Consider the following 19,628-nt stretch of genomic DNA (forward strand, 5'->3'; position numbering starts at 1 on the left):
CGGGAATCCAGGAATCCGGGGATGCAGCGCTCAGACGTTCACCGTCCGCTGCGAGGCGTCGACCGGCATCCAGTGCAGCACGCGGCGCTGGATGCGGCGCAGGAGGTCGGTCATCACGATGCCGATCACCGACAGCACCACGCACACCGCGAAGCTGCCGCCGGTGTCGGCCTGAGCTTCCATCTGCAGGATGAGCACGCCCAGCCCCGCCTGCGCGCCGACGAACTCGCCCACCACCGCGCCGACCACGCTGAAGGCCGCGGCCATGTTCAGCCCCGCGAAGATGTAGGGCAGCGCGCTCGGGAACTTGGCCTTGCGGAAGATCTGCCACTGCGTGGCCGAGAGGGAGCGCAGCAGGTCTATGCGGTCGGGGTCCACCGCCTTGAAGCCCGCGATGCTGGTCACCAGCACGGGAAAGAAGGTGAGCAGGCAGATGATCATCACCTTCGAGCCGATACCGAAGCCCAGCCACACCACGATGATCGGCGCGACCGCCACCTTGGGCACGCTCTGCAGCGCGGCGACGTAGGGCTCCAGCAGCGCCTCGACCCGCGGCATCTGCGACACCACGATGCCGATCGCGAGGCCGACGCCGCTGCCGACGAGAAAGCCCAGCAGGATCTCGGTCACGGTCACGCCGCCGTGGTACCAGAAGCCGTCCTTCGCAAGCGGCCCGGTGGCGAGGCCGCGCCACAGCGCGACCAGGATGTCGCTGACCGGCGGCACGAGGTGCTGCGGCACCTTGAAGAACCGCACCCCTGCTTCCCACGATCCGAGCAGCGCGGCGAGCAGCAGGATCGACTGCACCCGCGTCGAGGCGAGCGGATTGGCGCGGCGGCGCGGCCTGGGGCCGGCCGCGGGGGCCGGCGCGCGGTCGCCGGATAGCGCAGGAGGGTCGGACTTGGCGAGCATGGCGGTGGTCATCTGGTGGCCTCTTTGAATCGAACGGACGGAATCAGTCGAACGAAGCCGCATGCGAGAAGCGTTCGCGGATCGACGCGGATGCGGCAGCGAAGGCGGGGTGCGACATCACGTCCATCGAGCGTGGACGCGGCAGGTCCACGGGCAGCACGCGCTCCAGCGTGCCGGGGCGCGGCGACATAACGAAGACCCTGTCGCCGAGGAACACCGCCTCGGGAATCGAGTGCGTGATCAGCACCACCGTCTTGCCGCTTTCCATCCAGATGCGCTGCAGTTCCAGGTTCATGCGCTCGCGCGTCATGGCGTCGAGCGCGCCGAAGGGCTCGTCCATCAGCAGGATCTTGGGATCGTGCAGCAACGCCCGCGCGATGGAGGCACGCTGCTGCATGCCGCCGCTGAGCTGGCGCGGCAGCTTGTGCTCGAAGCCTTCGAGCCGGACCATCTGCAGCAGCTGCATCGCGCGCTCGCGCGCCTGCTTCGCGGGAATGCCCAGCACCTCGGCGGGCAGCATCACGTTCTCGAGGATGGTTCGCCAGGGCAGCAGGATCGAGCTCTGGAACACCACGCCCACGTCGCGCCGCGTGCCGCGTATGGGCTGACCGTCGAGCACGACGCGGCCCATGCCGTAGTCGAGCAGGCCCGCGAGGATGCGCAGCAGCGTGCTCTTGCCGCAGCCGCTGGGCCCGACGATGGTCACGAAGCTGCCCTGCTCGATGCTGCAGTCGATGTCCTTCAGCGCGAGCACGCCTTCGCTTGCGTCGCCGAAGTGCTTGGATAGCCCTTCGATGCGGATGTAGTCGGCGCGGCCGCGCGCGCGGTCGTGGTTCGTGCTCATGGCCTGGCTCCTTCGGGTTTCAGTTCTTGAGGAAGCGCACGATGTGCTGCGCCAGCATCTGCGGCGCCTGCATCGCGGTGACGTGGCCGATGCCGGGCAGCAGTACCGCATCGGCGCCGCGGATGCGGCCGGCCATCGATAGCGTCACGCTCGGGGGCACCACGCGGTCGAGTTCGCCGGCCAGCACCAGCGTGGGCGCGACGATGTCGGCCACGCCGCGCTCGATGGCGGTCAGCGCCGTCGCCATCCGCCGCGCGGAACGTGCCGAACCGGGCCGTGCGCTCGCGAAGATGCTCCGCAGTTCGGGCCGCTGCTGCAGGAAGGCTTCGGGGAAGAACCATGTCGCCAGCTCTTGCGCCGTGGCCGGCAGCCCGCTGCGCAGCTCGGCCAGGCGCTTCGCGTCGGGGCACAGTTCTTCGTAGGGCCTCGGCAGCGGCCAGGTGCTGCCGAGCACGAGGTGGTCGACCGAGCGCGGATGCAGCAGCGCCAGCGCCTGCGCCACACGCCCGCCGAAGGACGAGCCGAACACGTGCGCGCGCTTGAAGCCCAGCGCCTTGATGAGCCGCTGTGCGTCGTCGGCAAGATCGGCCAGGGTCGATGCGCGCTGCGGCCCTTCGGTCTCGCCGCAGTCGCGCTGGTCGTAGGCGATCACGGTGAAGTGCTTCGACAGATGCGGCACCAGCGCCGAGAACATCTGGCGCGAGGCCTCGGCGCCATGCATGAGCACCAGCGGCGGGCCTTCGCCCTCGCGCTCGAAGGCGACGCGCAGTTCGCCGGCCTGCAGGAAGCCGGTCATGCCGCGCCCCCTTCCCCGCCCTGTCGATCTTCCTGGTCCATCCAGAAAGTCATCTCGATCTTCAGGCCGCGCGGGTCGTGCAGAAAGAGCTGGTGGATTGGCCAGCCCGGGATCGGCGCCTCGGCGAACGCGACGCCCTGTGCGCGGAGGTGTGCGCGCATCTCGGCGAGCCCATGGGCGCGGAACGAGATGTGGTCGACGTGGCCGGTGACGGGCTCGACCGGCTCGTCGGGCGTCGAGAGATGCGCGTAGAGGTGCACGATCGGCTGGCCGTCCGCATAGAGCCAGGCGCCGGGCGCGGGGATCCCCGGCCGCGCGCCGACGGTGAGGCGCATCACGCGGGTGTAGAAGTCCAGCAGGGGCGGCAGCTCGTGCGGCGCGCAGCGGATCGTGAAGTGGTGCAGGGCGGTCACGGGCATGGCGTTTCCTCGAAGCTGTAGGCCAGTCGGGGCGCGACGGGCACCCAGCGCGCGGCGGCGAGCGCCAGCATGCGGATGCCCAGCACTTCCTGCGGCAGCCAGTGCTCGCGCGTGCCGAAGACGTTGAAGGTGGCGAAGCAGGTCCGCCCTTGCATCAGCGGCACGTTGACCACGCTGCGCAGGCGGTACTCGCGCATCTGCTCGAAGTCGTCGAAGTTGCTCGCGAGCACGTGCTCGCCCTCGCCGACGAACACACGGCCGCGCACGAAGAGGCATTCGCTCCACGGCGTGAGCGTCTTGCGCTTCGCGCCGTTCACCGGAAAGCTCGACGCCTCCGACGAATAGAAGCGGCGCAGCAGGACCTGGCCTGCGGCGTCGCCGTCGGTCGTCACGTTCTGCTGGATGCTGAAGATGCTGCCGGGCGCGACCTGCAGCCGCCGCTGGTCGATCAGCCGCATCGCCTCGCTGGCGTCCTGCGTCTCGGCCAGGGAGTCCAGGAAGGCAGCCGTGATGGCGGTGGCGGAGGTCGCGGAGGTCGCGGAGGTGGCTGGCGGTGCGGTGGTCGGGTCCATGCAAAAAGTCTAGGACCCTCGATTCACCAAAGTGAAATAATTTCTGATAGCCCGATAACCGTGGAGTTATGGCCTTGTCCACCGCCCGCGACCCCGCCGCCGAACTGCAGCGCACGCTGCTGTCCCGCCTCAAGCTGCGCCAGCTTTCGCTGCTGCAGGCCATCGACCGGCACCGCACGCTCGGCCGCGTCGCCGCCGAGATGCAGCTGAGCCAGCCCGCGATCACCAAGGCACTGCACGAGGTGGAAGACATCTTCGGCAGCACGCTCTTCGAGCGGACCAGCAGGGGGCTGGTGCCCACGGCCGCGGGCGAGGCGGTGCTGCGCTATGCGCGGCGCTGGCTGGCCGAGCTCGAGGCCACCGCGCGCGTGCTCACCTCGCTCGAGGCGGGCCGCGCCGGGCGGCTGCGGCTGGGCTTCACGCAGCAGGTGCCGCAGCAACTGATGTCGGCTGCACTCACCCACCTGCTCGACCGCACGCCGCGCATTTCGGTGATGGCGCGCGAAGGCACCACCGACGAACTGGTCGCGAGCCTCGTCGCGCGCGAACTCGACTGCGCCATCGGCCGCTCCTACGACGGCGACGCGACCGGGCTGGTGCAGGAGGCGATCCACGAGCAGGAGCCCTGCCTCGTGGTCGGCGCGAAGAACGTGCGGCGCCTCTCGCGCGGCCCGCTCGACTGGGCCAGGCTCGCGCAGCTCGACTGGATCCTGCCGCCGCCCAACACGCCGATGCGCAGGACCTACAACGCGATCTTCGTCGGCGCGGGCGTGCAGCCACCGCTGCCGATCCTGGAGACCACGTCGATCCGCAGCATCGAGACGGCGCTGCGCCAGGAGCCCAACGCGATCACCATCTTCGCGCGCGACGTCGTGGCCGGCATGGAAGGCACGGGCCACCTGGCGGCGCTGCCCCACCGGCTGAGCTGGAACCTGCCGCCGGTGAGCTTCTTCACGCTGAAGGAACTGGAGGCGCACCCGACGGTGCAATCGCTGCGCGCCGCGGTCGTCGAGACCGCGCGGCGCATGAAGCGCGCGGCGGGCTGAGCGCCGACACCGTGGCCGGCGAACACGGCGACCCGGCGTTCCCTTTTTCTCTTTCTCTGTCCCGCCTTTCTTCTCTACTTTCTTTCTTATTTAAAGATAGTAGTAGTAGATAAGGGTAAACCCTGTCTGTGGAAAGTGTCGCTTTTTCCTTGCGCGACAGGGACTTGCGGTGGCCGTACCGCTGTGAGCGCGCGTGCTTCGGTGCTGCATCGGAAATGGGAACAACATCCGGCAAGCGGCTGCGACTGTGGATAACGCATGACTTGTACCGGGACTGTCCCCAGGTTTTCTGTCGGTGGCCTCCCCTCGTCCGGATCGCGCTGACCGCGAACGAGGGACCGGAAAACAAAAAAGCCGGACACCTTTGAAAGTGTCCGGCTTGGTAGCTGGTCCCGCCGCCAGGAATCGAACCTGGATCTCAGCCTTCGGAGGGCCGAATTCTATCCGTTGAAATACAGCGAGAAATTGGGATCCGGTTTGCACCGGAGTCCGACATTATCGCCTATCAGACGACGACAGTTTCGGCCTCCGCCGCAGCCGCGGCTCCCAGTTGCGGCCGGGCGAAGCCGAGACCCGCCAGATAGACCCTGAAGGTGCGCCTTCCCGTCGGCACGAGGTCGAAAGCTTCCGGATCGAGCAGCCAGTTCTGGATGAGCCCGCTGATCAGCGCGTGCAGCCCCTGCGCCGCCACATGGCCCGGCACCGGCAGCTTGATGCGGCCTCGGCGCGCGGCCATGCGCAGAGCCTTCTCGAAATCGGCGACGCAGGCGTTGCGCGCATCCAGGTGGCGCTGCTGCACCGAGGCCATGTCGTGCGTGTATTCGACCTTGTGGGTCGCGATGTCGAACACGCGGCGCACCTGCAGGTCGGTGGTCATGAGGTTGAGCGCGTGGACCATTCCTTCCTCGATCTCGGCGAGCGGGTCCTCGACGTTGGGCGCGGTGGCGGCCGCCCTCGGCGTGGTCTCCAGCGGCAGGATGACGCGCTCCATCATCGCGTTGAAGAGATCGGCCTTGTCCTTGAAGTGCCAGTAGATGGCGCCACGCGTCGCGCCGGCCTGCTGCGCGATCTGCTGCAGCGTGGTCTGCGAGACGCCTTGCGCCTGAAACAGCAGCTCTGCGGCGTCGAGCAGACGATGCCGCGTGGCCAATGCTTCTTCCTTCGTACGACGTGCCACCAAGTCTCCTGATTTGTAAAGACAACGCCCTCTATGTATCGTGGGGCCATTGCTCGGCTGTCACTATACATCCATGAATGTATGTAAACTAGCCGGCTTCCCCGATGGCCCACCTGGCCGTACAGGTTTCCGGTTCGCCCCGCGAACGCGCCATCTCCCGTCTTCGCTTCAAAGGAATCGCATGCCTCTCTTGCATGTTTCGCGCCAATCGTCCTTTTCGCCGCGCCTCGCGACCGTGGCCGCCGTCGTCCTGCTGGTCCTCGCGGGCTGTGGCAAGAGCGACGCACCCGGAGGTCCGGGCGGCGGAGGCGGTGGTGGTGGCGGTCATCCCGCGCCCGAAGTTGGCGTGGTCGTGGCCGCGCCGACCGACGTCGGACTTGTTACCGAACTGCCCGGTCGCCTCGAAGCCTCCCGCGTCGCCCAGGTCCGCGCCCGCGCATCGGGCATCCTGCTGAAACGTGAATTCCGCGAGGGCAGCGACGTGAAGGCCGGCCAGCTGCTGTTCCGCATCGATCCGGCGCCGCTGGTGGCCGCCGCCCAGAACGCCCAGGCCACGCTCGCACGCGCCGAAGCCAACGCCGTGCAGGCCAAGGCCCTGGCCGACCGCTACAAGCCGCTGGTCGAGGCCAACGCGGTGAGCAAGCAGGAATACGCGACCGCCGTCGCATCGCAGAAAACCGCCGAAGCCGACGTGGCCGCCGGCCGCGCAGCGGTGCAGACGGCCAAGATCAACCTCGGCTATGCCGACGTGACCTCGCCCATCGCCGGTCGCATCGGCCGCGCCCTCGTCACCGAAGGCGCGCTGGTGGGCCAGGGCGACGCCACCGAGCTCGCCGTGGTGCAGCAGATCAACCCGCTGTACGTGAACTTCACGCAGTCGGCCTCCGACGTGCTGAAGCTGCGCAAGGCCGTGGCCGACGGACAGTACAAGCGCGCCAGCGGCGACGAAGCCGCGAGCATCCGCGTGGTGCTGGAAGACGGCACCGACTACCCGCTCGAGGGCAAGCTGCTGTTCTCCGACCTCACGGTCGATTCCACCACCGGCCAGGTCACGCTGCGCGCCGAAGTGCCCAACCCCAAGGGCGAGCTGCTGCCTGGCCTGTACGTGCGCGTGAAGCTCGAGCAGGCCCAGGCCACCAACGCGATCACGGTGCCGCAGCAGGCCGTCACGCGCACCCAGCAGGGCGACACGGTGTCGGTGGTCGACAAGGACGGCAAGATCAGCAAGCGCACCGTCAAGATCAGCGCCGCAAAGGACAACCAGTGGGTCGTGCTCGATGGCCTGAAGGCCGGCGAGCAGGTGATGGTCGACGGCTTCCAGAAGCTGCAGATGATGCCGCCCGGCACGCCGGTGAAGGCCGTGCCCTGGACCAAGCCCAACCCGAATGGCGGCGGCGCAGCGGCCAAGCCCGCCGCCGAGGCAGCCTCGCCCGCGGCACCCGCCGCGGCTGAGAAGGCTCCGGCCGAAAAGAAGTAATCAGGAGCGCGCCCGCAAATGGCCAAATTCTTCATCGACCGACCGATCTTCGCCTGGGTGATCGCACTGTTCATCCTGGTGGTGGGCGGCGTGTCAATCACCCAGCTGCCGATCTCGCAGTACCCGCCGGTGGCGCCGCCCGCCATCGTCATCAACGTCGCCTACCCGGGCGCCTCGGCACAGACGCTCGAGGACAGCGTGCTGTCCGTCATCGAGCGTGAAATGAACGGCTCGCCGGGCCTGATCTACATGGAATCGGTGGCCCAGGCCGACGGCACCGGCTCCATCACGATCAGCTTCGAGCCCGGCACCAACGACGACCTCGCGCAGGTGGACGTGCAGAACCGGCTGTCGCGCGCGACGCCGCGCCTGCCCTCCGCCGTGACGCAGCAGGGCGTGCGCGTGGACAAGTCGCGCAACAACTTCCTCATGTTCGTGATGCTGTCCTCGGACAACCCGAACTTCGACCCTGTGGCGCTCGGCGATTACGCCGCGCGCAACGTCGTGCCCGAACTCCAGCGCGTGGTCGGCGTGGGCCAGGCGCAGCTCTTCGGCTCCGAGAACGCGATGCGCGTGTGGATCGACCCGGCCAAGCTGCAGGGCTTCAACCTGTCGGCCACCGACGTCAACAACGCCATCCGCGCGCAGAACGCGCAGGTGTCCTCGGGCACGCTGGGCGACCTGCCCAACATTCCCGGCCAGGCCATCGCGGCCACGGTGACGGTGAACGGCCAGCTGGTCAACGTCGAGCAGTTCAAGAACATCGTGCTGCGCGCCAACACCGACGGCTCGACCGTGCGGCTGAAGGACGTGGCGCGCGTGGAACTCGGCGGCCAGTCGTACGCCACCTCGGCGCGCCTGAACGGCGTGCCCGCGGTCGGTGTCGGCGTGCAGCCCACGCCCAACGGCAACGCGCTGCAGTCGGCCAAGGCGATCCGCGCCAAGATGGCCGAGCTCGAGCGCTACTTCCCGCAGGGCGTGAAGTGGGCCATTCCGTACGACAGCTCGCGCTTCGTGCAGATCTCGATCAGCGAAGTGGTCAAGACGCTGCTGGAAGCCGTGGCGCTGGTGTTCCTCGTGATGTTCCTGTTCCTGCAGAACTGGCGCTACACGATCATCCCGACCATCGTGGTGCCGGTGGCGCTGCTGGGCACCTTCGCCTCGCTGCTGGCGCTGGGCTTCTCGATCAACGTGCTGACCATGTTCGGCATGGTGCTGGTGATCGGTATCGTGGTGGACGACGCCATCGTGGTGGTGGAGAACGTCGAGCGCATCATGAGCGAGGAGGGGCTCTCGCCGCTCGAAGCCACGCGCAAGGCGATGCGGCAGATCTCCGGCGCCATCATCGGCGTGACGGTGGTGCTGATCTCGGTGTTCGTGCCGCTGGCCTTCTTCGCGGGCTCGACCGGCAACATCTACCGCCAGTTCTCCGCGGTGATGGTGGCCTCGATCGCCTTCTCGGCCTTCATGGCGCTGTCGCTCACGCCGGCGCTGTGCGCCACGCTGCTCAAGCCGGTGGAAGCCGGCCATCACCATGAGAAGACCGGCTTCTTCGGCTGGTTCAACCGCGGCTTCGCACGCACGGCCAAGGGCTACGAAGGCATCGTCGCGCGCATCCTGCGCCGCGCCGCGCGCTACCTGGTGATCTACGTCGCCATCATCGGCGCCGTGGCGTTCACCTACAGCCGCCTGCCGAGCTCGTTCCTGCCGCAGGAAGACCAGGGCAACATCATCGTGAACGTGCAGCTGCCGCCCGGCGCCACGCAGGAGCGTGCGCTTTCGGTCATGCAGCAGGTCGAGGGCTTCATCCTGAAGCAGCCCGAAGTGCAGAGCATGGTGGGCGTGATGGGCTTCAGCTTCTCGGGCCAGGGCCAGAACGCGGGCCTCGCCTTCGTGACGCTGAAGGACTGGGAAGAGCGCAAGGATCCGGCCCACTCGGCCAGCGCCCTCGCGGGCCGCGCCTTCGGTGCGCTCTCGGGCATCCGCGACGCCTTCATCTACCCGCTGAGCCCGCCGCCCATTCCCGAACTGGGCAACGCCAGCGGCTTCAGCTTCCGCCTGCAAGACCGCTCCGGCGCGGGCCATGATGCGCTGATCAATGCGCGCAACCAGCTGCTGGGCATGGCCTCGCAAAGCAAGGTGCTGGCGCAGGTCCGTCCCGACGGCCTTGAAGACGCGCCGCAGCTGCAGATCGACATCGACCGCGACAAGGCGAACGCGCTGGGCGTGAGCTTCGACGCGATCAACGCGACGCTGTCGACCGCACTGGGCTCGAGCTACATCAACGACTTCCCCAACCGCGGCCGCCTGCAGCGCGTGGTGGTGCAGGCCGACGCTCCGGCGCGGATGCAGCCCGACGACCTGCTCAAGCTGAACGCCAGCAACACGCAGGGCCAGCCTGTGCCGCTGTCGGCCTTCGCGACCACCAAGTGGGTCACGGGCGCCACGCAGACGGTGCGCTACAACGGCTATCCGGCGATCCGCATCAGCGGCGACGCGGCACCGGGCTACAGCACCGGCGCGGCGATGGCCGAGATGGAGAAGCTCGCATCGCAGCTGCCCGCCGGCTTCGGCTACGAATGGACCGGCCAGTCGCGAGAAGAAAAGCTCGCCGGCTCGCAGGCCATCATCCTGTACGGCTTCGCGATCCTGGCGGTGTTCCTCTGCCTGGCCGCGCTGTACGAGAGCTGGTCGATCCCGCTGTCGGTGATCCTGGTGGTGCCGCTGGGCGTGCTGGGCGTGCTGGTGGCAACGATGCTGCGCGCCTATTCGAACGACGTGTACTTCCAGGTGGGCCTGATCACGATCATCGGCCTGTCGGCGAAGAACGCGATCCTGATCATCGAGTTCGCGAAGGACCTGCAGGCGCAGGGCAAGGGCATCATCGAGTCGGCCCTGGCCGCCGCCCACCTGCGGTTCCGCCCGATCATCATGACCTCGCTGGCCTTCGGCCTGGGCGTGGTGCCGCTGGCGATCGCCTCGGGCGCCGGCTCCGCCAGCCAGCGTGCCATCGGCACCGGCGTGCTGGGCGGCATGGTGACAGGCACCGCGCTGGCCGTGATCTTCGTGCCGGTGTTCTTCGTGGTGGTGCGCAGCCTGTTCAAGGGCAGCGCGCGCCAGCACGAGGCCGACAAGCGGCATGCAGAAGCCGCAGGCATCTCCGCGGAGGAAACCAAACATGACTGAACCCGGGCACACCCCCAGGCTTCGCGCACTGCGTGTCGCTACGCCCACCCCCTTGCAGGGGGCAACACCTGCGGCCCGGCAGAGCCGGTTCCGTGGTGTTTCCCGAACAGGCCGCGCAGTGCGTGCAGCGCGAGCGGCCATGGAGTCGCAATGACAATGACGAAATTCATTCCAACGGCACTGGCCGCGGCAATGCTGCTGGCCGGCTGCTCGCTGATCCCGACCTACGAGCGCCCCGCCGCGCCGGTGCCCACCACCTACCCGGGCGACCCGTCGCAGCCTCCGGGCCAGGCCGCGGCCACCCTGCCGTGGCAGGACTTCTTCACCGACCCGCGCCTGGCGGGCCTGATCCGCACGGCGCTCGCGAACAACCGCGACCTGCGCGTGTCGGTGCTCAACATCGAGCAGGCGCGCGCGCAGTTCCAGATCGAGCGCTCGAACCTGTTCCCCGCGCTCGGCCTGACGGGCACGGGCTCGCGCTCGAGCCCCAACGCCTACCAGGCGATCGACCCGAGCCAGGGCAGCGTTTCGTCGCAGTACGCCGTCAACTTCGGCTTCACCTCTTGGGAGATCGACTTCTTCGGCCGCATCCGCGCGCTGAAGGACCAGGCGCTGGCGCAGTACCTCGCCACGGACGAGACCCGCAAGGCGGTGCAGATCAGCCTGATCGCGTCGGTGGCCAACGGCTGGCTCACGCTGCTGGCCGACGACGAGCTGCTGGAGATCACGCGCCAGACCATGGTCACGCGCGAGGAGTCGGTGCGCCTCACGAAGCTGCGCTTCGACAACGGCGTGTCGTCCGAACTCGATTTCCAGTCGGCGAACTCGGCGCTGGAAACCGCGCGTGCCGCCTATGCGCAGCAACTGCGCGCCCGCGCACAGGACGAGAACGCTCTCGCCCTGCTGCTGGGCGCGCCGGTGCCGGCCGATGCCACCGCCGGCGGCGCCAAGGGCCTGGACGGCATCAAGCCGATGCCCGACGTGCCGGCCGGCCTGCCTTCGGACCTGCTGGCCGAACGTCCCGACATCCGCTCGGCCGAGCAGCAGCTGATAGCGGCCAACGCCAACATCGGCGCGGCGCGCGCGAACTTCTTCCCGCGCGTGTCGCTGACGAGTTCCATCGGCACCGCGAGCAGCGAGTTCTCGGGCCTGTTCGACCGCGGCTCCAAGGCCTGGTCCTTCGCGCCCACGGTGACGCTGCCCATCTTCGACGCCGGCCGCAACATCGCCACGCTCGACTCGGCCAAGGCCGGGCGCGAGATCGCGGTGGCGCAGTACGAGAAGTCGATCCAGACGGCGTTCCGCGAAGTGGCCGACGCACTCGCGGGCCGCGCGACGCTGGGCGAGCAGGCGCGCGCGCAGCGTGCGCAGGCCGACGCGGAAGCCGTGCGCTTCAAGCTCTCCGACCTGCGTTATCGCAACGGCATCGCCAGCGCGCTCGACCTGCTCGACGCGCAGCGCTCGCTGTTCACTGCGCAGCAGTCGGCTGTGACGACGCGCCTGCTGCAGCTGCAGAACCAGGTCACGCTGTACAAGACGCTGGGTGGCGGCTGGGCCACGCGCGACAGCAACGACGCAGCAGGCGGCAAGGGCTGAGGAAGCTCCCGGCGTCCCGGAGTGGCCGAGACGCCAAGGCGTCCCATAAGGGAGGTCCCTTGCTCCTGCCGGCAAGGGCTCTCTCTATAATCGCCGGTTGGTTAGGAAAAGCCCCCCGACGAGCCCCCGATAATTGAGGACGCGAATGAGCGCAGACCCGCATTACCAGGCCACAGAAGAAGCCCACACCGGGCCGATCAAGAACCCGAAGCAACTGCTGCTCGCGGTATTTTTTTCCTTCATTGCCCCGATCCTGATCATCGTGGGTCTTGTCTCCTACGTGGTCTCGGGCAACAAGCCCGCCGGCACCGCTCAGGGCGACAACATGGCGCTCTACGGCGTCACCAAGGAAGCGCGAGACCGCGAAGTGGCCGAGCGCCTCAAGAAGGTCGGCAGCATCGAGATCCGTGACGCCAACCGCCCACTCGCAGCCGGCGAGGCCGTATTCAAGGCCCAGTGCGTCGCCTGCCACGGAGCGCCCGGCATCCCCGGTGCCCCCCACCTGAACGACGCGGCAGCCTGGGGCCCGCGCATCGGCCAGGGCTACGCAACGCTGCTCGAACACGCCCTGAAGGGCAAGGGCGCCATGCCTCCACAGGGCGGCGGCGACTTCGAAGACCTCGAAGTCGGCCGTGCCGTGGTCTACATGGCCAATGCCGGCGGCGCCAAGTTCCCGGTGCCGGATCGCCCTGCCGCAGCCGCGGCGCCGGCCGAAGGCGCTTCGGGCGCGGCGCCTGCCGAAGGCGCTTCGGGCGCGGCGCCTGCCGCACCGGCGAGCGCGCCAGCCAAGTAAGCGTTTTCCCTAATCAGCCAAAAGAAGAAAGCCGGCCCAGCGCCGGCTTTTTCTTTTCCGCTCAGGTGTGCGGGACGGCTGCGTGGCGTCCGGCCGGGCTCAGCACGTGTCCGAAACGCGCGGGCAGATCGCTGGCCTGCACCGTCTCCGGCGTCCAGATTCCGCGTTCGACAGCCTCGGCTGCGATGCCCACGTCCTGCGTGTGCACCAGCCCGAGCCCCAGCGGCGAGGCCAGATAGAGCCGTCCGTCCTCGTCGAGCAGGCAGCCCGACACCGTGACCGCCGCGCCCGTATGAGCGGTGACGGCGAAGCCCCCGCTCGCATCCTCGGCGACACGCCATACCAGCGGTGCCGCCTCCAGCTCCACGTACACGCGCTGCGGTCCGTTCTGGAAGAACCACTGTCCTTCGTCGTCGTGCTCGTAGTTGCGGTGGATGAATTCGATCAGCTTGTCGTGCCGCAGCATCGAGCCCTTGGCCGTGCGGAACGGGCCCTGCGCCTGGGTGCGGTCGTCGCGCATGTACCAGTTGCCGCGCGCATCCAGGCCCAGCCAGCCGTAGCAGTGCGGCACGTTGGGCCATTTGGCGAGCGCCTGCTTGACGATGTCATCCATGGCGTCATTCTCGTCCCGGCGGCAAGCCCCCGCCGTCAGCGGAGGCGCCGCCGTGCAGTTGCAGCCAGCCACCGACCTGTTCCGGCATGCCCCGCACATGCCCTGGCGGCAGCCCCATCGGAAAGCCGACGTGCCCGCCGTGCTCGGGCTGCCACAGCGTGACGTGCGAACCGACTTCGCCAGGCCTTGGCAGGCTGCGCGCCGGAATGAATGGATCGTTGCGCGCATTCACCACCAGCGCCGGCACGCGGATGGAGGCCAGGTGCGGCTTGGCCGAGCCCCGCGCCCAGTAGTCGTCGGCATCGCGAAAGCCGTGCAGCGGCGCGGTGAAGACGTTGTCGAATTCGTAGAGGTTGCGCGTGGACACCAGCCTCTCGCGGTCGAACAGGCCCGGAAACTGCGCAAGCTTGGCCAGCGCCTTGGGCTTCATGGTCGACAGGAACATGCGCGTGTAGACCAGCTTGTTGAAGCCCTTGCCGATGGCCTCGCCGCCCGCGGCGAGGTCGAGCGGCGCACACACCGAGGCGACGGCACTCACCACGCTGGAGGCGGTCTCGCCTGCTTCGGAAGCCCATCGCATGAGCGCATTGCCGCCCAGCGACACGCCGGCCGCCAACACCGGCCCACCACCCTTGCGCGCGTGCTGCTCGCGCATGCGCGCGAGGATCCAGCCGATCTCCTCGAAGTCGCCCGAGTGGTACGCGCGCGGCGCGAGGTTCATCTCGCCACTGCAGCCGCGGAAATGGGGTACCGCGAAGGCCATGCCGCGCGATGCCGCGAAGGTTGCGAAGGCCTCGGCGTAGTGGCTGCGCGACGAGCCTTCGAGCCCGTGGAACAGCACCAGCAGCGGCCGCGCGCCGGGCATCGGCGCGTCGACGAAATCGACGTCGATGAAGTCGCTGCCATCCGGCGTCGACCAGCGCTCGCGCCGGTAGGCCGGCGCCTGGCCTTCGAAGCGGCGGGCATAGAGCGCGGCCCAGATGGTCTGCAGGTTGCCGCCGGGCAGCCAGCGCGGCGCGGCGTAGTCCATCGGCTGAAGGGAGGTTCCGGCAGAGGCAGCCGGAGAGAAGGAAGCGACCGGAGAAAGCATCAATCGATCAATGCAGGACCTGGGGCGGATCGTTGGCGTCGTCCGGCTCGCGCGCGGTGCCGGGGCTCGCATGGTGCGCCACCATGCGCCAGCCCTGCGCGGTCTTGTGATAGACGTTGGTGGCCAGCACGAAGGCATGGCGCGGGCCTTCGGCGGTGAGCACCTCGATGCGCTCGAGCACGTTGTGCACCGCGCTCGCGAGCGAATCGATCTTGCGCACCCGCGCGGGCATGGCGTGGATCGCACCGTTGCCGAACATCTGCTCGAAGGCCGCGCGGATCGCCACGGCGCCCACCAGCCTCGGGCCGCCGGGGTGCACGCAGAACACCTCGTCCTCGTCGGCCCAGCAGGCCATCAGCGCGTCGATGTCGCCGCGCTGCAGCGCTTCGTAGAAAGCCGCCTCGACGTCGTCGGCAGTGCCGCCGATGGCCGCGGCGGCGCGGAGTGGGGTCTTGGGCATGGCGTGATTTTGCCGCGTGCTCCGTGACGCGGGCGCTGCACCGCTTTGGCCCCGGCCGCACCGCGGTGCCGCAGCCCGGCCGAATCTTCTGCTCCGTTTTGGACCAAATGGTCAAAAGGAAAGCGTGGATTTTCCGCAAACCATTGATATCAAAGAACTTATTCATCTGGCACGGCGCATGCAAGGAGCCTCCCGAACCCGCAACAGGAGCCCTTCCAATGAACGTCGGCATCTTCATTCCCATCGGCAACAACGGCTGGCTGCTTTCCGAGAACGCGCCGCAATACAAGCCCAGCTTCGAGCTCAACAAGCAGATCACACTGAAGGCCGAGCGCTACGGCGTCGACTTCGCGCTGTCCATGATCAAGCTGCGCGGTTTCGGCGGCAAGACGGAGTTCTGGGACCACAACCTGGAGTCCTTCACGCTCATGGCCGGCCTCGCCGCGGTCACCAGCAGGATCAGGCTCTTCGCCACCGCGGCATCGCTGGTGATGCCCCCTGCCATCGTGGCGCGCATGGCCTCCACCATCGACTCGATCTCCAACGGCCGCTTCGGCCTGAACCTCGTCACCGGCTGGCAGCGGCCCGAGTACTCGCAGATGGGCATGTGGCCCGGCGACCAGTTCTTCGGCACGCGCTACCAGTACCTGTCCGAATACATCCAGGTGCTGCGCGACCTCTGGGGCAAGGGCTCGTCCGACTTCAAGGGCGACCACTTCAAGATGGACGACTGCCGCCTCAGCCCGCAGCCGCAGGCCGACATGAAGGTGATCTGCGCGGGCCAGAGCGACGCGGGCATGGAGTTCTCGGCGAAGTACGCCGACTACAACTTCTGCTTCGGCAAGGGCGTGAACACGCCCAAGGCCTTCGCCCCCGCGGCCGACAAGCTCATCGAGGCCACCGCGAAGACCGGCCGCAAGGTCACCACCTACGTGCTGATGATGGTGATCGCCGACGAGACCGACGAGGCCGCGCGCGCCAAGTGGGAGCACTACAAGGCCGGCGCCGACCACGAGGCCATCGCATGGCTGGGCCAGCAGGGCGCGGCCGACACGAAATCGGGCGCCGACACCAACGTGCGCCAGATGGCCGACCCGACCTCGGCTGTGAACATCAACATGGGCACGCTCGTCGGCTCCTACGTGAGCGTCGCGCGCATGCTCGACGAAGTGGCCGAGGTGCCCGGCACCGAGGGCGTACTGCTGACCTTCGACGACTTCGTTCAGGGCGTCGAGGCCTTCGGCGAGCGCATCCAGCCGCTGATGAAGAGCCGCGCGCATGTGCAGAGTCCCGTGCCCTCGCAGGCGGTGCCCGAGCGCCTCGCAGCCTGAGCAGGAGCGCCAGATGACCACTCCGGCACGCAACACCACCCTCACGTCGAACACGCCCGTGGGCGCGCCGCGCGCACCCGGTGCGCCCGCGCCGCTGGTACTGCCCGCGCGCCCCGAGCCGCTGGCGCTGAACGCAAGCGACTCCGCGCTGATCGTGGTCGACATGCAGAACGCCTACGCCTCCATCGGCGGATACGTCGATTCGGCCGGCTTCGATATCTCCGGCGCGCAGGGCACCATCACCAGCATCTCGCGCAGCATCGCGGCGGCGCGCGCGGCCGGCATGCTGGTCGTGTTCCTGCAGAACGGCTGGGACGCGAACTACGTGGAAGCCGGCGGCCCCGGCTCGCCCAACTGGCACAAGTCGAACGCGCTCAAGACCATGCGCGCCAGGCCCGAGCTGCAGGGCAAGTTCCTCGCCAAGGGCGGCTGGGACTACGAGCTCATCGAGCAGATGAAGCCCCAGCCCGGTGACATCGTCGTGCCCAAGACGCGCTACAGCGGCTTCTTCAACAGCACGCTCGACAGCACGCTGCGCTCGCGCGGCATCCGCCACCTGGTGTTCACCGGCATCGCCACCAACGTGTGCGTCGAATCGACGCTGCGCGACGCCTTCCACCTCGAGTACTTCGCCGTGATGCTGGAAGACGCCACGCACGAGCTCGGCGGGCCCGCCATCCAGAAGGCGTCGGTCTACAACGTGGAGACCTTCTTCGGCTGGGTGTCCACGACGGAGCACTTCTGCAGCACCTTCGCGCCCTCTCTTGCCACCCAAACCACTCCGGCCGAAGCGGCCGTTGCCTGATTTCCCTTCCCATCTTCTTCACCAAGGACTTTCCAGCATGCCCAAGCAAGCCATCATCCCTCCCGGCACCGGCGTTCCCATCGCTCCCTTCGTCCCCGGCACGCTCGCCGACGGCGTGCTCTACGTGTCGGGCACGCTGCCCTTCGACAAGGACAACAACGTGGTGCATGTGGGCGACGCGAGCGCGCAGGCAAGGCACGTGCTCACCACCATCAAGGGCGTGGTCGAGGCCGCCGGCGGCACCATGGACGACGTCACCTTCAACCAGATCATGCTCAAGGACTGGGCCGACTACGCGAAGATCAACGCGGTGTACGCCGAGTTCTTTCCCGGCACCAAGCCCGCGCGCTACTGCATCCAGTGCGGCCTGGTGAAGCCCGACGCGCTGGTCGAGATCGCGTCGATCGCGCACGTGGGCAAGAAGGCCTGAGCTTCATGAGCGCGCTGCACTACGAGGTGCACGGACCGTCCGATGCAGTGGCCACGGTGCTGCTGTCGTCGGGCCTCGGCGGCTCGGCCGGGTTCTGGCAGCCGCAGCTCGGCGCGCTGATCGCCGCAGGGCATCGCGTCATCGCCTACGACCAGCGCGGCACCGGCCGCAGCCCCGCCGCGCTGCCCGAGGCCTACGCCATCGCGCACATGGCGCGGGACGTGATCGAGATACTCGACGCGACGAACACCTCGCGGTGCCACTTCGCGGGCCATGCGCTAGGCGGCCTCGTCGGACTGCAGCTCGCGCTGGATGCGCCTTCGCGCATCGCGAGCCTCGCGCTCGTCAACGCGTGGTCGGAGCCCAACCCGCATTCGGCGCGCTGCTTCGATGCACGGCTCGCACTGCTGGGCGCATGCGGTCCGCGCGCGTACGTCGAAGCGCAGCCGATTTTCCTGTACCCCGCCGCATGGGCCGCCGAGAACGCGCAGCGCGTGGCCGACGAAGTCGACCATGCCTTCGCGCACTTTCCCGGCGAAGCCAACATGCGCGCGCGCATCGCCGCCCTGCGGGCCTTCGACGTGGATGCGCGCCTCGCCGACATCTCTGCGCCCACGCTCGTGGCCGCAGCCAGGGACGATGTGCTCGTGCCCTGGACCTGCTCGCAGCGCCTGGCCGACGGCCTGCGCGACGTCACGCTCGACTTCGTGCCGCACGGCGGCCACGCGCACTGCGTGACCGAGGCCGAAGACTTCAACCGCAGCCTGCTCGACTTTCTTTCGCGGGTCAGTGCACCCGCCGTTCCAGCATGACCACCACCATCTCTTCCACACTCGACGACGCCGCGCTCTCGCTGCTCTTCACCGGCGCGCGCAGCCACAACGGCTGGACCGATGAACCCGTTACCGATGCCCAGCTGCAGCAGATCTACGCACTCGCGAGCCTGGGCCCCACCTCGGCCAACTGCTCGCCCGCGCGCTTCGTCTTCGTGCGCACGCCCGAAGGCAAGCAGCGCCTCGCGCCCGCCCTCTCCAAGGGCAACCTCGACAAGACCATGGCAGCGCCCGTCACCGTGATCGCCGCGTGGGACCGCAAGTTCTACGACAGGCTGCCCACGCTGTTCCCGCATGCCGATGCACGCAGCTGGTTCACCGGCAGCCCCGAGGCCGCGCACGAGACGGCCTTTCGCAACGCCAGCCTGCAGGCGGGCTACCTGCTGCTCGCGGCGCGGGCGGTCGGACTCGATGCGGGCCCGATGTCGGGCTTCGACAAGGCGAAGGTCGACGCGGCCTTCTTCGAGGGCACCGACTGGACCGTCAACTTCCTCATCAACCTCGGCCACGGCGACGCGTCGAAGGTGTTCGGCCGCCTGCCTCGGCTGTCCTTCGACGAGGCCTGCCTGCTGGCCTGAAGGAGTCACGCGAGATGCTGCACAACGCCATGGCCTCGAACCCTGCTCCATCGTCACCCAACCTTGCCCTGTTGCCGCAGGGCCTGCAGAAAGCCGACTACCGCAACGCGATGGCGCGGCTGGGCGCGGCGGTGAACATCATCACCACCGACGGCCCCGCAGGCCGCGCGGGCTTCACCGCATCGGCCGTGTGCAGCGTGACCGACGAGCCGCCGACGCTGCTGGTATGCCTGAACCGCTCGGCCTCGGTGTACCCGGCGTTCAAGGCCAACGGCGTGCTGTGCGTGAACGTGCTGGCTGCCGGGCACCAGTCGCTCTCGGCGCTATTTGGCGGCAAGACGCCGATGGACGAGCGCTTCGCCGCCGCGCGATGGGGCAGCAAGACCACCGGTTCGCCGATGCTCGACGACGCGGCCGTGTCCTTCGACTGCCGCGTGGTGCACGCGACGAGCGCGGGCACGCACGACGTGCTGTTCTGCGAAGCCGTCTCCATCGCCATCGGCGGGGCGGCGCAGGGGCTCATCTACTTCGATCGCCGGTATCACGAGATCGCTGCGCCGCCGCAGCACTGACCCGTTTTCTCCCCTCTCCCCTCTCCCCTCGGGGAGAGGGTTAGGGTGAGGGGGCAACGGCGCTCGCAACAGCAGCAGTGACTTTCAGGCCGCCACCC

20 protein-coding genes and 1 tRNA gene are annotated in these 19,628 nt (G+C 68.3%); 11 read left to right on the top strand and 10 right to left on the bottom strand.

The genetic code is table 11. The annotated features are described in order from the left end of the window. Window positions 1-30: 30 nt before the first annotated feature. Genes ABL844_RS29055 through ABL844_RS29075 form a run of 5 tightly spaced genes read right to left on the bottom strand, consistent with a single transcriptional unit; the run spans window position 31 to window position 3,543 of the window. A complete protein-coding gene (locus ABL844_RS29055; RefSeq protein WP_418129810.1) occupies window positions 31-924 on the bottom strand; it encodes an ABC transporter permease in 894 nt (297 codons plus the stop codon). A gap of 31 nt (window positions 925-955) precedes the next feature. Beyond that, a complete protein-coding gene (locus ABL844_RS29060) occupies window positions 956-1,756 on the bottom strand; it encodes an ABC transporter ATP-binding protein (RefSeq protein ID WP_418129811.1) in 801 nt (266 codons plus the stop codon). Between the two features lie 19 nt (window positions 1,757-1,775). Next, complete coding sequence (locus tag ABL844_RS29065) at window positions 1,776-2,552, bottom strand: alpha/beta fold hydrolase (RefSeq protein WP_418118153.1); 777 nt, start codon at window positions 2,550-2,552, stop codon at window positions 1,776-1,778. Further along, on the bottom strand, window positions 2,549-2,971 hold the full coding sequence (locus ABL844_RS29070) for a VOC family protein (protein ID WP_418129812.1): 423 nt from the start codon (window positions 2,969-2,971) through the stop codon (window positions 2,549-2,551). Before ABL844_RS29070 ends, ABL844_RS29065 begins: the two co-directional genes overlap by 4 nt. After that, window positions 2,962-3,543 carry a GAF domain-containing protein gene (locus tag ABL844_RS29075; RefSeq protein WP_418129813.1) on the bottom strand — a complete coding sequence of 194 codons (582 nt, stop codon included), beginning with the start codon at window positions 3,541-3,543 and terminating at the stop codon, window positions 2,962-2,964. The genes ABL844_RS29070 and ABL844_RS29075 overlap by 10 nt, the downstream gene beginning before the upstream one ends. Window positions 3,544-3,617: 74 nt before the next feature. Between ABL844_RS29075 and ABL844_RS29080 the strand changes: the two genes are divergently transcribed. Then, window positions 3,618-4,589, top strand: a complete 972-nt coding sequence (locus ABL844_RS29080) for a LysR family transcriptional regulator (protein WP_369660612.1) — start codon at window positions 3,618-3,620, stop codon at window positions 4,587-4,589. Window positions 4,590-4,976: 387 nt separating this feature from the next. On the opposite strand, the gene ABL844_RS29085 is transcribed toward ABL844_RS29080, so the two are convergent. Together ABL844_RS29085 and ABL844_RS29090 are read right to left on the bottom strand one after the other, a co-directional pair. Then, window positions 4,977-5,051, bottom strand: a tRNA-Arg gene (locus ABL844_RS29085). 43 nt (window positions 5,052-5,094) lie between these two features. Next, entirely contained in the window at window positions 5,095-5,769 is a 675-nt protein-coding gene (locus ABL844_RS29090) for a TetR family transcriptional regulator (RefSeq protein WP_184642088.1), read from the bottom strand. Between the two features lie 178 nt (window positions 5,770-5,947). Between ABL844_RS29090 and ABL844_RS29095 the strand changes: the two genes are divergently transcribed. The 4 genes from ABL844_RS29095 to ABL844_RS29110 all read left to right on the top strand — a co-directional run bounded on the left by ABL844_RS29095 (window position 5,948) and on the right by ABL844_RS29110 (window position 12,818). Beyond that, the gene (locus ABL844_RS29095; protein ID WP_418129814.1) at window positions 5,948-7,243 is read left to right on the top strand and encodes an efflux RND transporter periplasmic adaptor subunit; all 1,296 of its coding nucleotides are present in this window, start codon (window positions 5,948-5,950) and stop codon (window positions 7,241-7,243) included. 18 nt (window positions 7,244-7,261) lie between these two features. Further along, on the top strand, window positions 7,262-10,429 hold the full coding sequence (locus ABL844_RS29100) for an efflux RND transporter permease subunit (protein ID WP_126025098.1): 3,168 nt from the start codon (window positions 7,262-7,264) through the stop codon (window positions 10,427-10,429). Window positions 10,430-10,585: 156 nt separating this feature from the next. Then, entirely contained in the window at window positions 10,586-12,025 is a 1,440-nt protein-coding gene (locus ABL844_RS29105; RefSeq protein WP_126025189.1) for an efflux transporter outer membrane subunit, read from the top strand. A gap of 145 nt (window positions 12,026-12,170) precedes the next feature. Continuing rightward, entirely contained in the window at window positions 12,171-12,818 is a 648-nt protein-coding gene (locus ABL844_RS29110) for a c-type cytochrome (protein WP_184642090.1), read from the top strand. A 61-nt stretch (window positions 12,819-12,879) separates the two neighbouring features. Here ABL844_RS29110 and ABL844_RS29115 read toward each other — a convergent pair whose 3' ends face one another. The 3 genes from ABL844_RS29115 to ABL844_RS29125 all read right to left on the bottom strand — a co-directional run bounded on the left by ABL844_RS29115 (window position 12,880) and on the right by ABL844_RS29125 (window position 14,981). Then, window positions 12,880-13,431, bottom strand: coding sequence for a DUF2946 family protein (locus tag ABL844_RS29115; protein ID WP_369660608.1), 552 nt, complete (start codon window positions 13,429-13,431; stop codon window positions 12,880-12,882). Between the two features lie 4 nt (window positions 13,432-13,435). After that, on the bottom strand, window positions 13,436-14,461 hold the full coding sequence (locus tag ABL844_RS29120) for a YheT family hydrolase (RefSeq protein WP_418129815.1): 1,026 nt from the start codon (window positions 14,459-14,461) through the stop codon (window positions 13,436-13,438). Window positions 14,462-14,528: 67 nt separating this feature from the next. Next, complete coding sequence (locus ABL844_RS29125) at window positions 14,529-14,981, bottom strand: YybH family protein (RefSeq protein ID WP_093206406.1); 453 nt, start codon at window positions 14,979-14,981, stop codon at window positions 14,529-14,531. A gap of 218 nt (window positions 14,982-15,199) precedes the next feature. Here ABL844_RS29125 and rutA point away from each other — a divergent pair, with 218 nt between their 5' ends. Genes rutA through rutF form a run of 6 tightly spaced genes read left to right on the top strand, consistent with a single transcriptional unit; the run spans window position 15,200 to window position 19,530 of the window. After that, window positions 15,200-16,312 (top strand): pyrimidine utilization protein A, encoded by a 1,113-nt coding sequence (rutA, locus tag ABL844_RS29130; protein WP_418129816.1) that lies wholly within the window; start codon window positions 15,200-15,202, stop codon window positions 16,310-16,312. A 13-nt stretch (window positions 16,313-16,325) separates the two neighbouring features. Continuing rightward, a complete protein-coding gene (gene rutB, locus ABL844_RS29135; RefSeq protein ID WP_418129817.1) occupies window positions 16,326-17,117 on the top strand; it encodes a pyrimidine utilization protein B in 792 nt (263 codons plus the stop codon). A gap of 37 nt (window positions 17,118-17,154) precedes the next feature. Next, window positions 17,155-17,547 carry a pyrimidine utilization protein C gene (rutC, locus tag ABL844_RS29140; protein ID WP_019657601.1) on the top strand — a complete coding sequence of 131 codons (393 nt, stop codon included), beginning with the start codon at window positions 17,155-17,157 and terminating at the stop codon, window positions 17,545-17,547. Window positions 17,548-17,552: 5 nt separating this feature from the next. After that, the gene (gene rutD / locus ABL844_RS29145; protein WP_418129818.1) at window positions 17,553-18,359 is read left to right on the top strand and encodes a pyrimidine utilization protein D; all 807 of its coding nucleotides are present in this window, start codon (window positions 17,553-17,555) and stop codon (window positions 18,357-18,359) included. Further along, window positions 18,356-18,958: a malonic semialdehyde reductase gene (locus ABL844_RS29150; RefSeq protein ID WP_369660603.1), complete on the top strand. Its 603-nt coding sequence runs from the start codon at window positions 18,356-18,358 to the stop codon at window positions 18,956-18,958. The genes rutD and ABL844_RS29150 overlap by 4 nt, the downstream gene beginning before the upstream one ends. Before the next feature lie 14 nt (window positions 18,959-18,972). Then, a complete protein-coding gene (gene rutF, locus ABL844_RS29155; protein WP_418129819.1) occupies window positions 18,973-19,530 on the top strand; it encodes an NADH-dependent FMN reductase RutF in 558 nt (185 codons plus the stop codon). The last annotated feature ends 98 nt before the right edge of the window (window positions 19,531-19,628 follow it).

Origin of the sequence: Variovorax sp. 278MFTsu5.1 (assembly GCF_048305045.1) — a bacterium.
Lineage (GTDB): Bacteria > Pseudomonadota > Gammaproteobacteria > Burkholderiales > Burkholderiaceae_C > Variovorax > Variovorax guangxiensis.

What these genes read in the sequence shown, in the direction of transcription:
- ABL844_RS29055 (WP_418129810.1), bottom strand. Translation starts at nt 924, where the DNA reads ATGACCACCGCCATGCTCGCCAAGTCCGACCCTCCTGCGCTATCCGGC.
- ABL844_RS29060 (WP_418129811.1), bottom strand. Translation starts at nt 1,756, where the DNA reads ATGAGCACGAACCACGACCGCGCGCGCGGCCGCGCCGACTACATCCGC.
- ABL844_RS29065 (WP_418118153.1), bottom strand. Translation starts at nt 2,552, where the DNA reads ATGACCGGCTTCCTGCAGGCCGGCGAACTGCGCGTCGCCTTCGAGCGC.
- ABL844_RS29070 (WP_418129812.1), bottom strand. Translation starts at nt 2,971, where the DNA reads ATGCCCGTGACCGCCCTGCACCACTTCACGATCCGCTGCGCGCCGCAC.
- ABL844_RS29075 (WP_418129813.1), bottom strand. Translation starts at nt 3,543, where the DNA reads ATGGACCCGACCACCGCACCGCCAGCCACCTCCGCGACCTCCGCGACC.
- ABL844_RS29095 (WP_418129814.1), top strand. Translation starts at nt 5,948, where the DNA reads ATGCCTCTCTTGCATGTTTCGCGCCAATCGTCCTTTTCGCCGCGCCTC.
- ABL844_RS29100 (WP_126025098.1), top strand. Translation starts at nt 7,262, where the DNA reads ATGGCCAAATTCTTCATCGACCGACCGATCTTCGCCTGGGTGATCGCA.
- ABL844_RS29105 (WP_126025189.1), top strand. Translation starts at nt 10,586, where the DNA reads ATGACGAAATTCATTCCAACGGCACTGGCCGCGGCAATGCTGCTGGCC.
- ABL844_RS29110 (WP_184642090.1), top strand. Translation starts at nt 12,171, where the DNA reads ATGAGCGCAGACCCGCATTACCAGGCCACAGAAGAAGCCCACACCGGG.
- ABL844_RS29115 (WP_369660608.1), bottom strand. Translation starts at nt 13,431, where the DNA reads ATGGATGACATCGTCAAGCAGGCGCTCGCCAAATGGCCCAACGTGCCG.
- ABL844_RS29120 (WP_418129815.1), bottom strand. Translation starts at nt 14,461, where the DNA reads ATGGACTACGCCGCGCCGCGCTGGCTGCCCGGCGGCAACCTGCAGACC.
- ABL844_RS29125 (WP_093206406.1), bottom strand. Translation starts at nt 14,981, where the DNA reads ATGCCCAAGACCCCACTCCGCGCCGCCGCGGCCATCGGCGGCACTGCC.
- rutA (WP_418129816.1), top strand. Translation starts at nt 15,200, where the DNA reads ATGAACGTCGGCATCTTCATTCCCATCGGCAACAACGGCTGGCTGCTT.
- rutB (WP_418129817.1), top strand. Translation starts at nt 16,326, where the DNA reads ATGACCACTCCGGCACGCAACACCACCCTCACGTCGAACACGCCCGTG.
- rutC (WP_019657601.1), top strand. Translation starts at nt 17,155, where the DNA reads ATGCCCAAGCAAGCCATCATCCCTCCCGGCACCGGCGTTCCCATCGCT.
- rutD (WP_418129818.1), top strand. Translation starts at nt 17,553, where the DNA reads ATGAGCGCGCTGCACTACGAGGTGCACGGACCGTCCGATGCAGTGGCC.
- ABL844_RS29150 (WP_369660603.1), top strand. Translation starts at nt 18,356, where the DNA reads ATGACCACCACCATCTCTTCCACACTCGACGACGCCGCGCTCTCGCTG.
- rutF (WP_418129819.1), top strand. Translation starts at nt 18,973, where the DNA reads ATGCTGCACAACGCCATGGCCTCGAACCCTGCTCCATCGTCACCCAAC.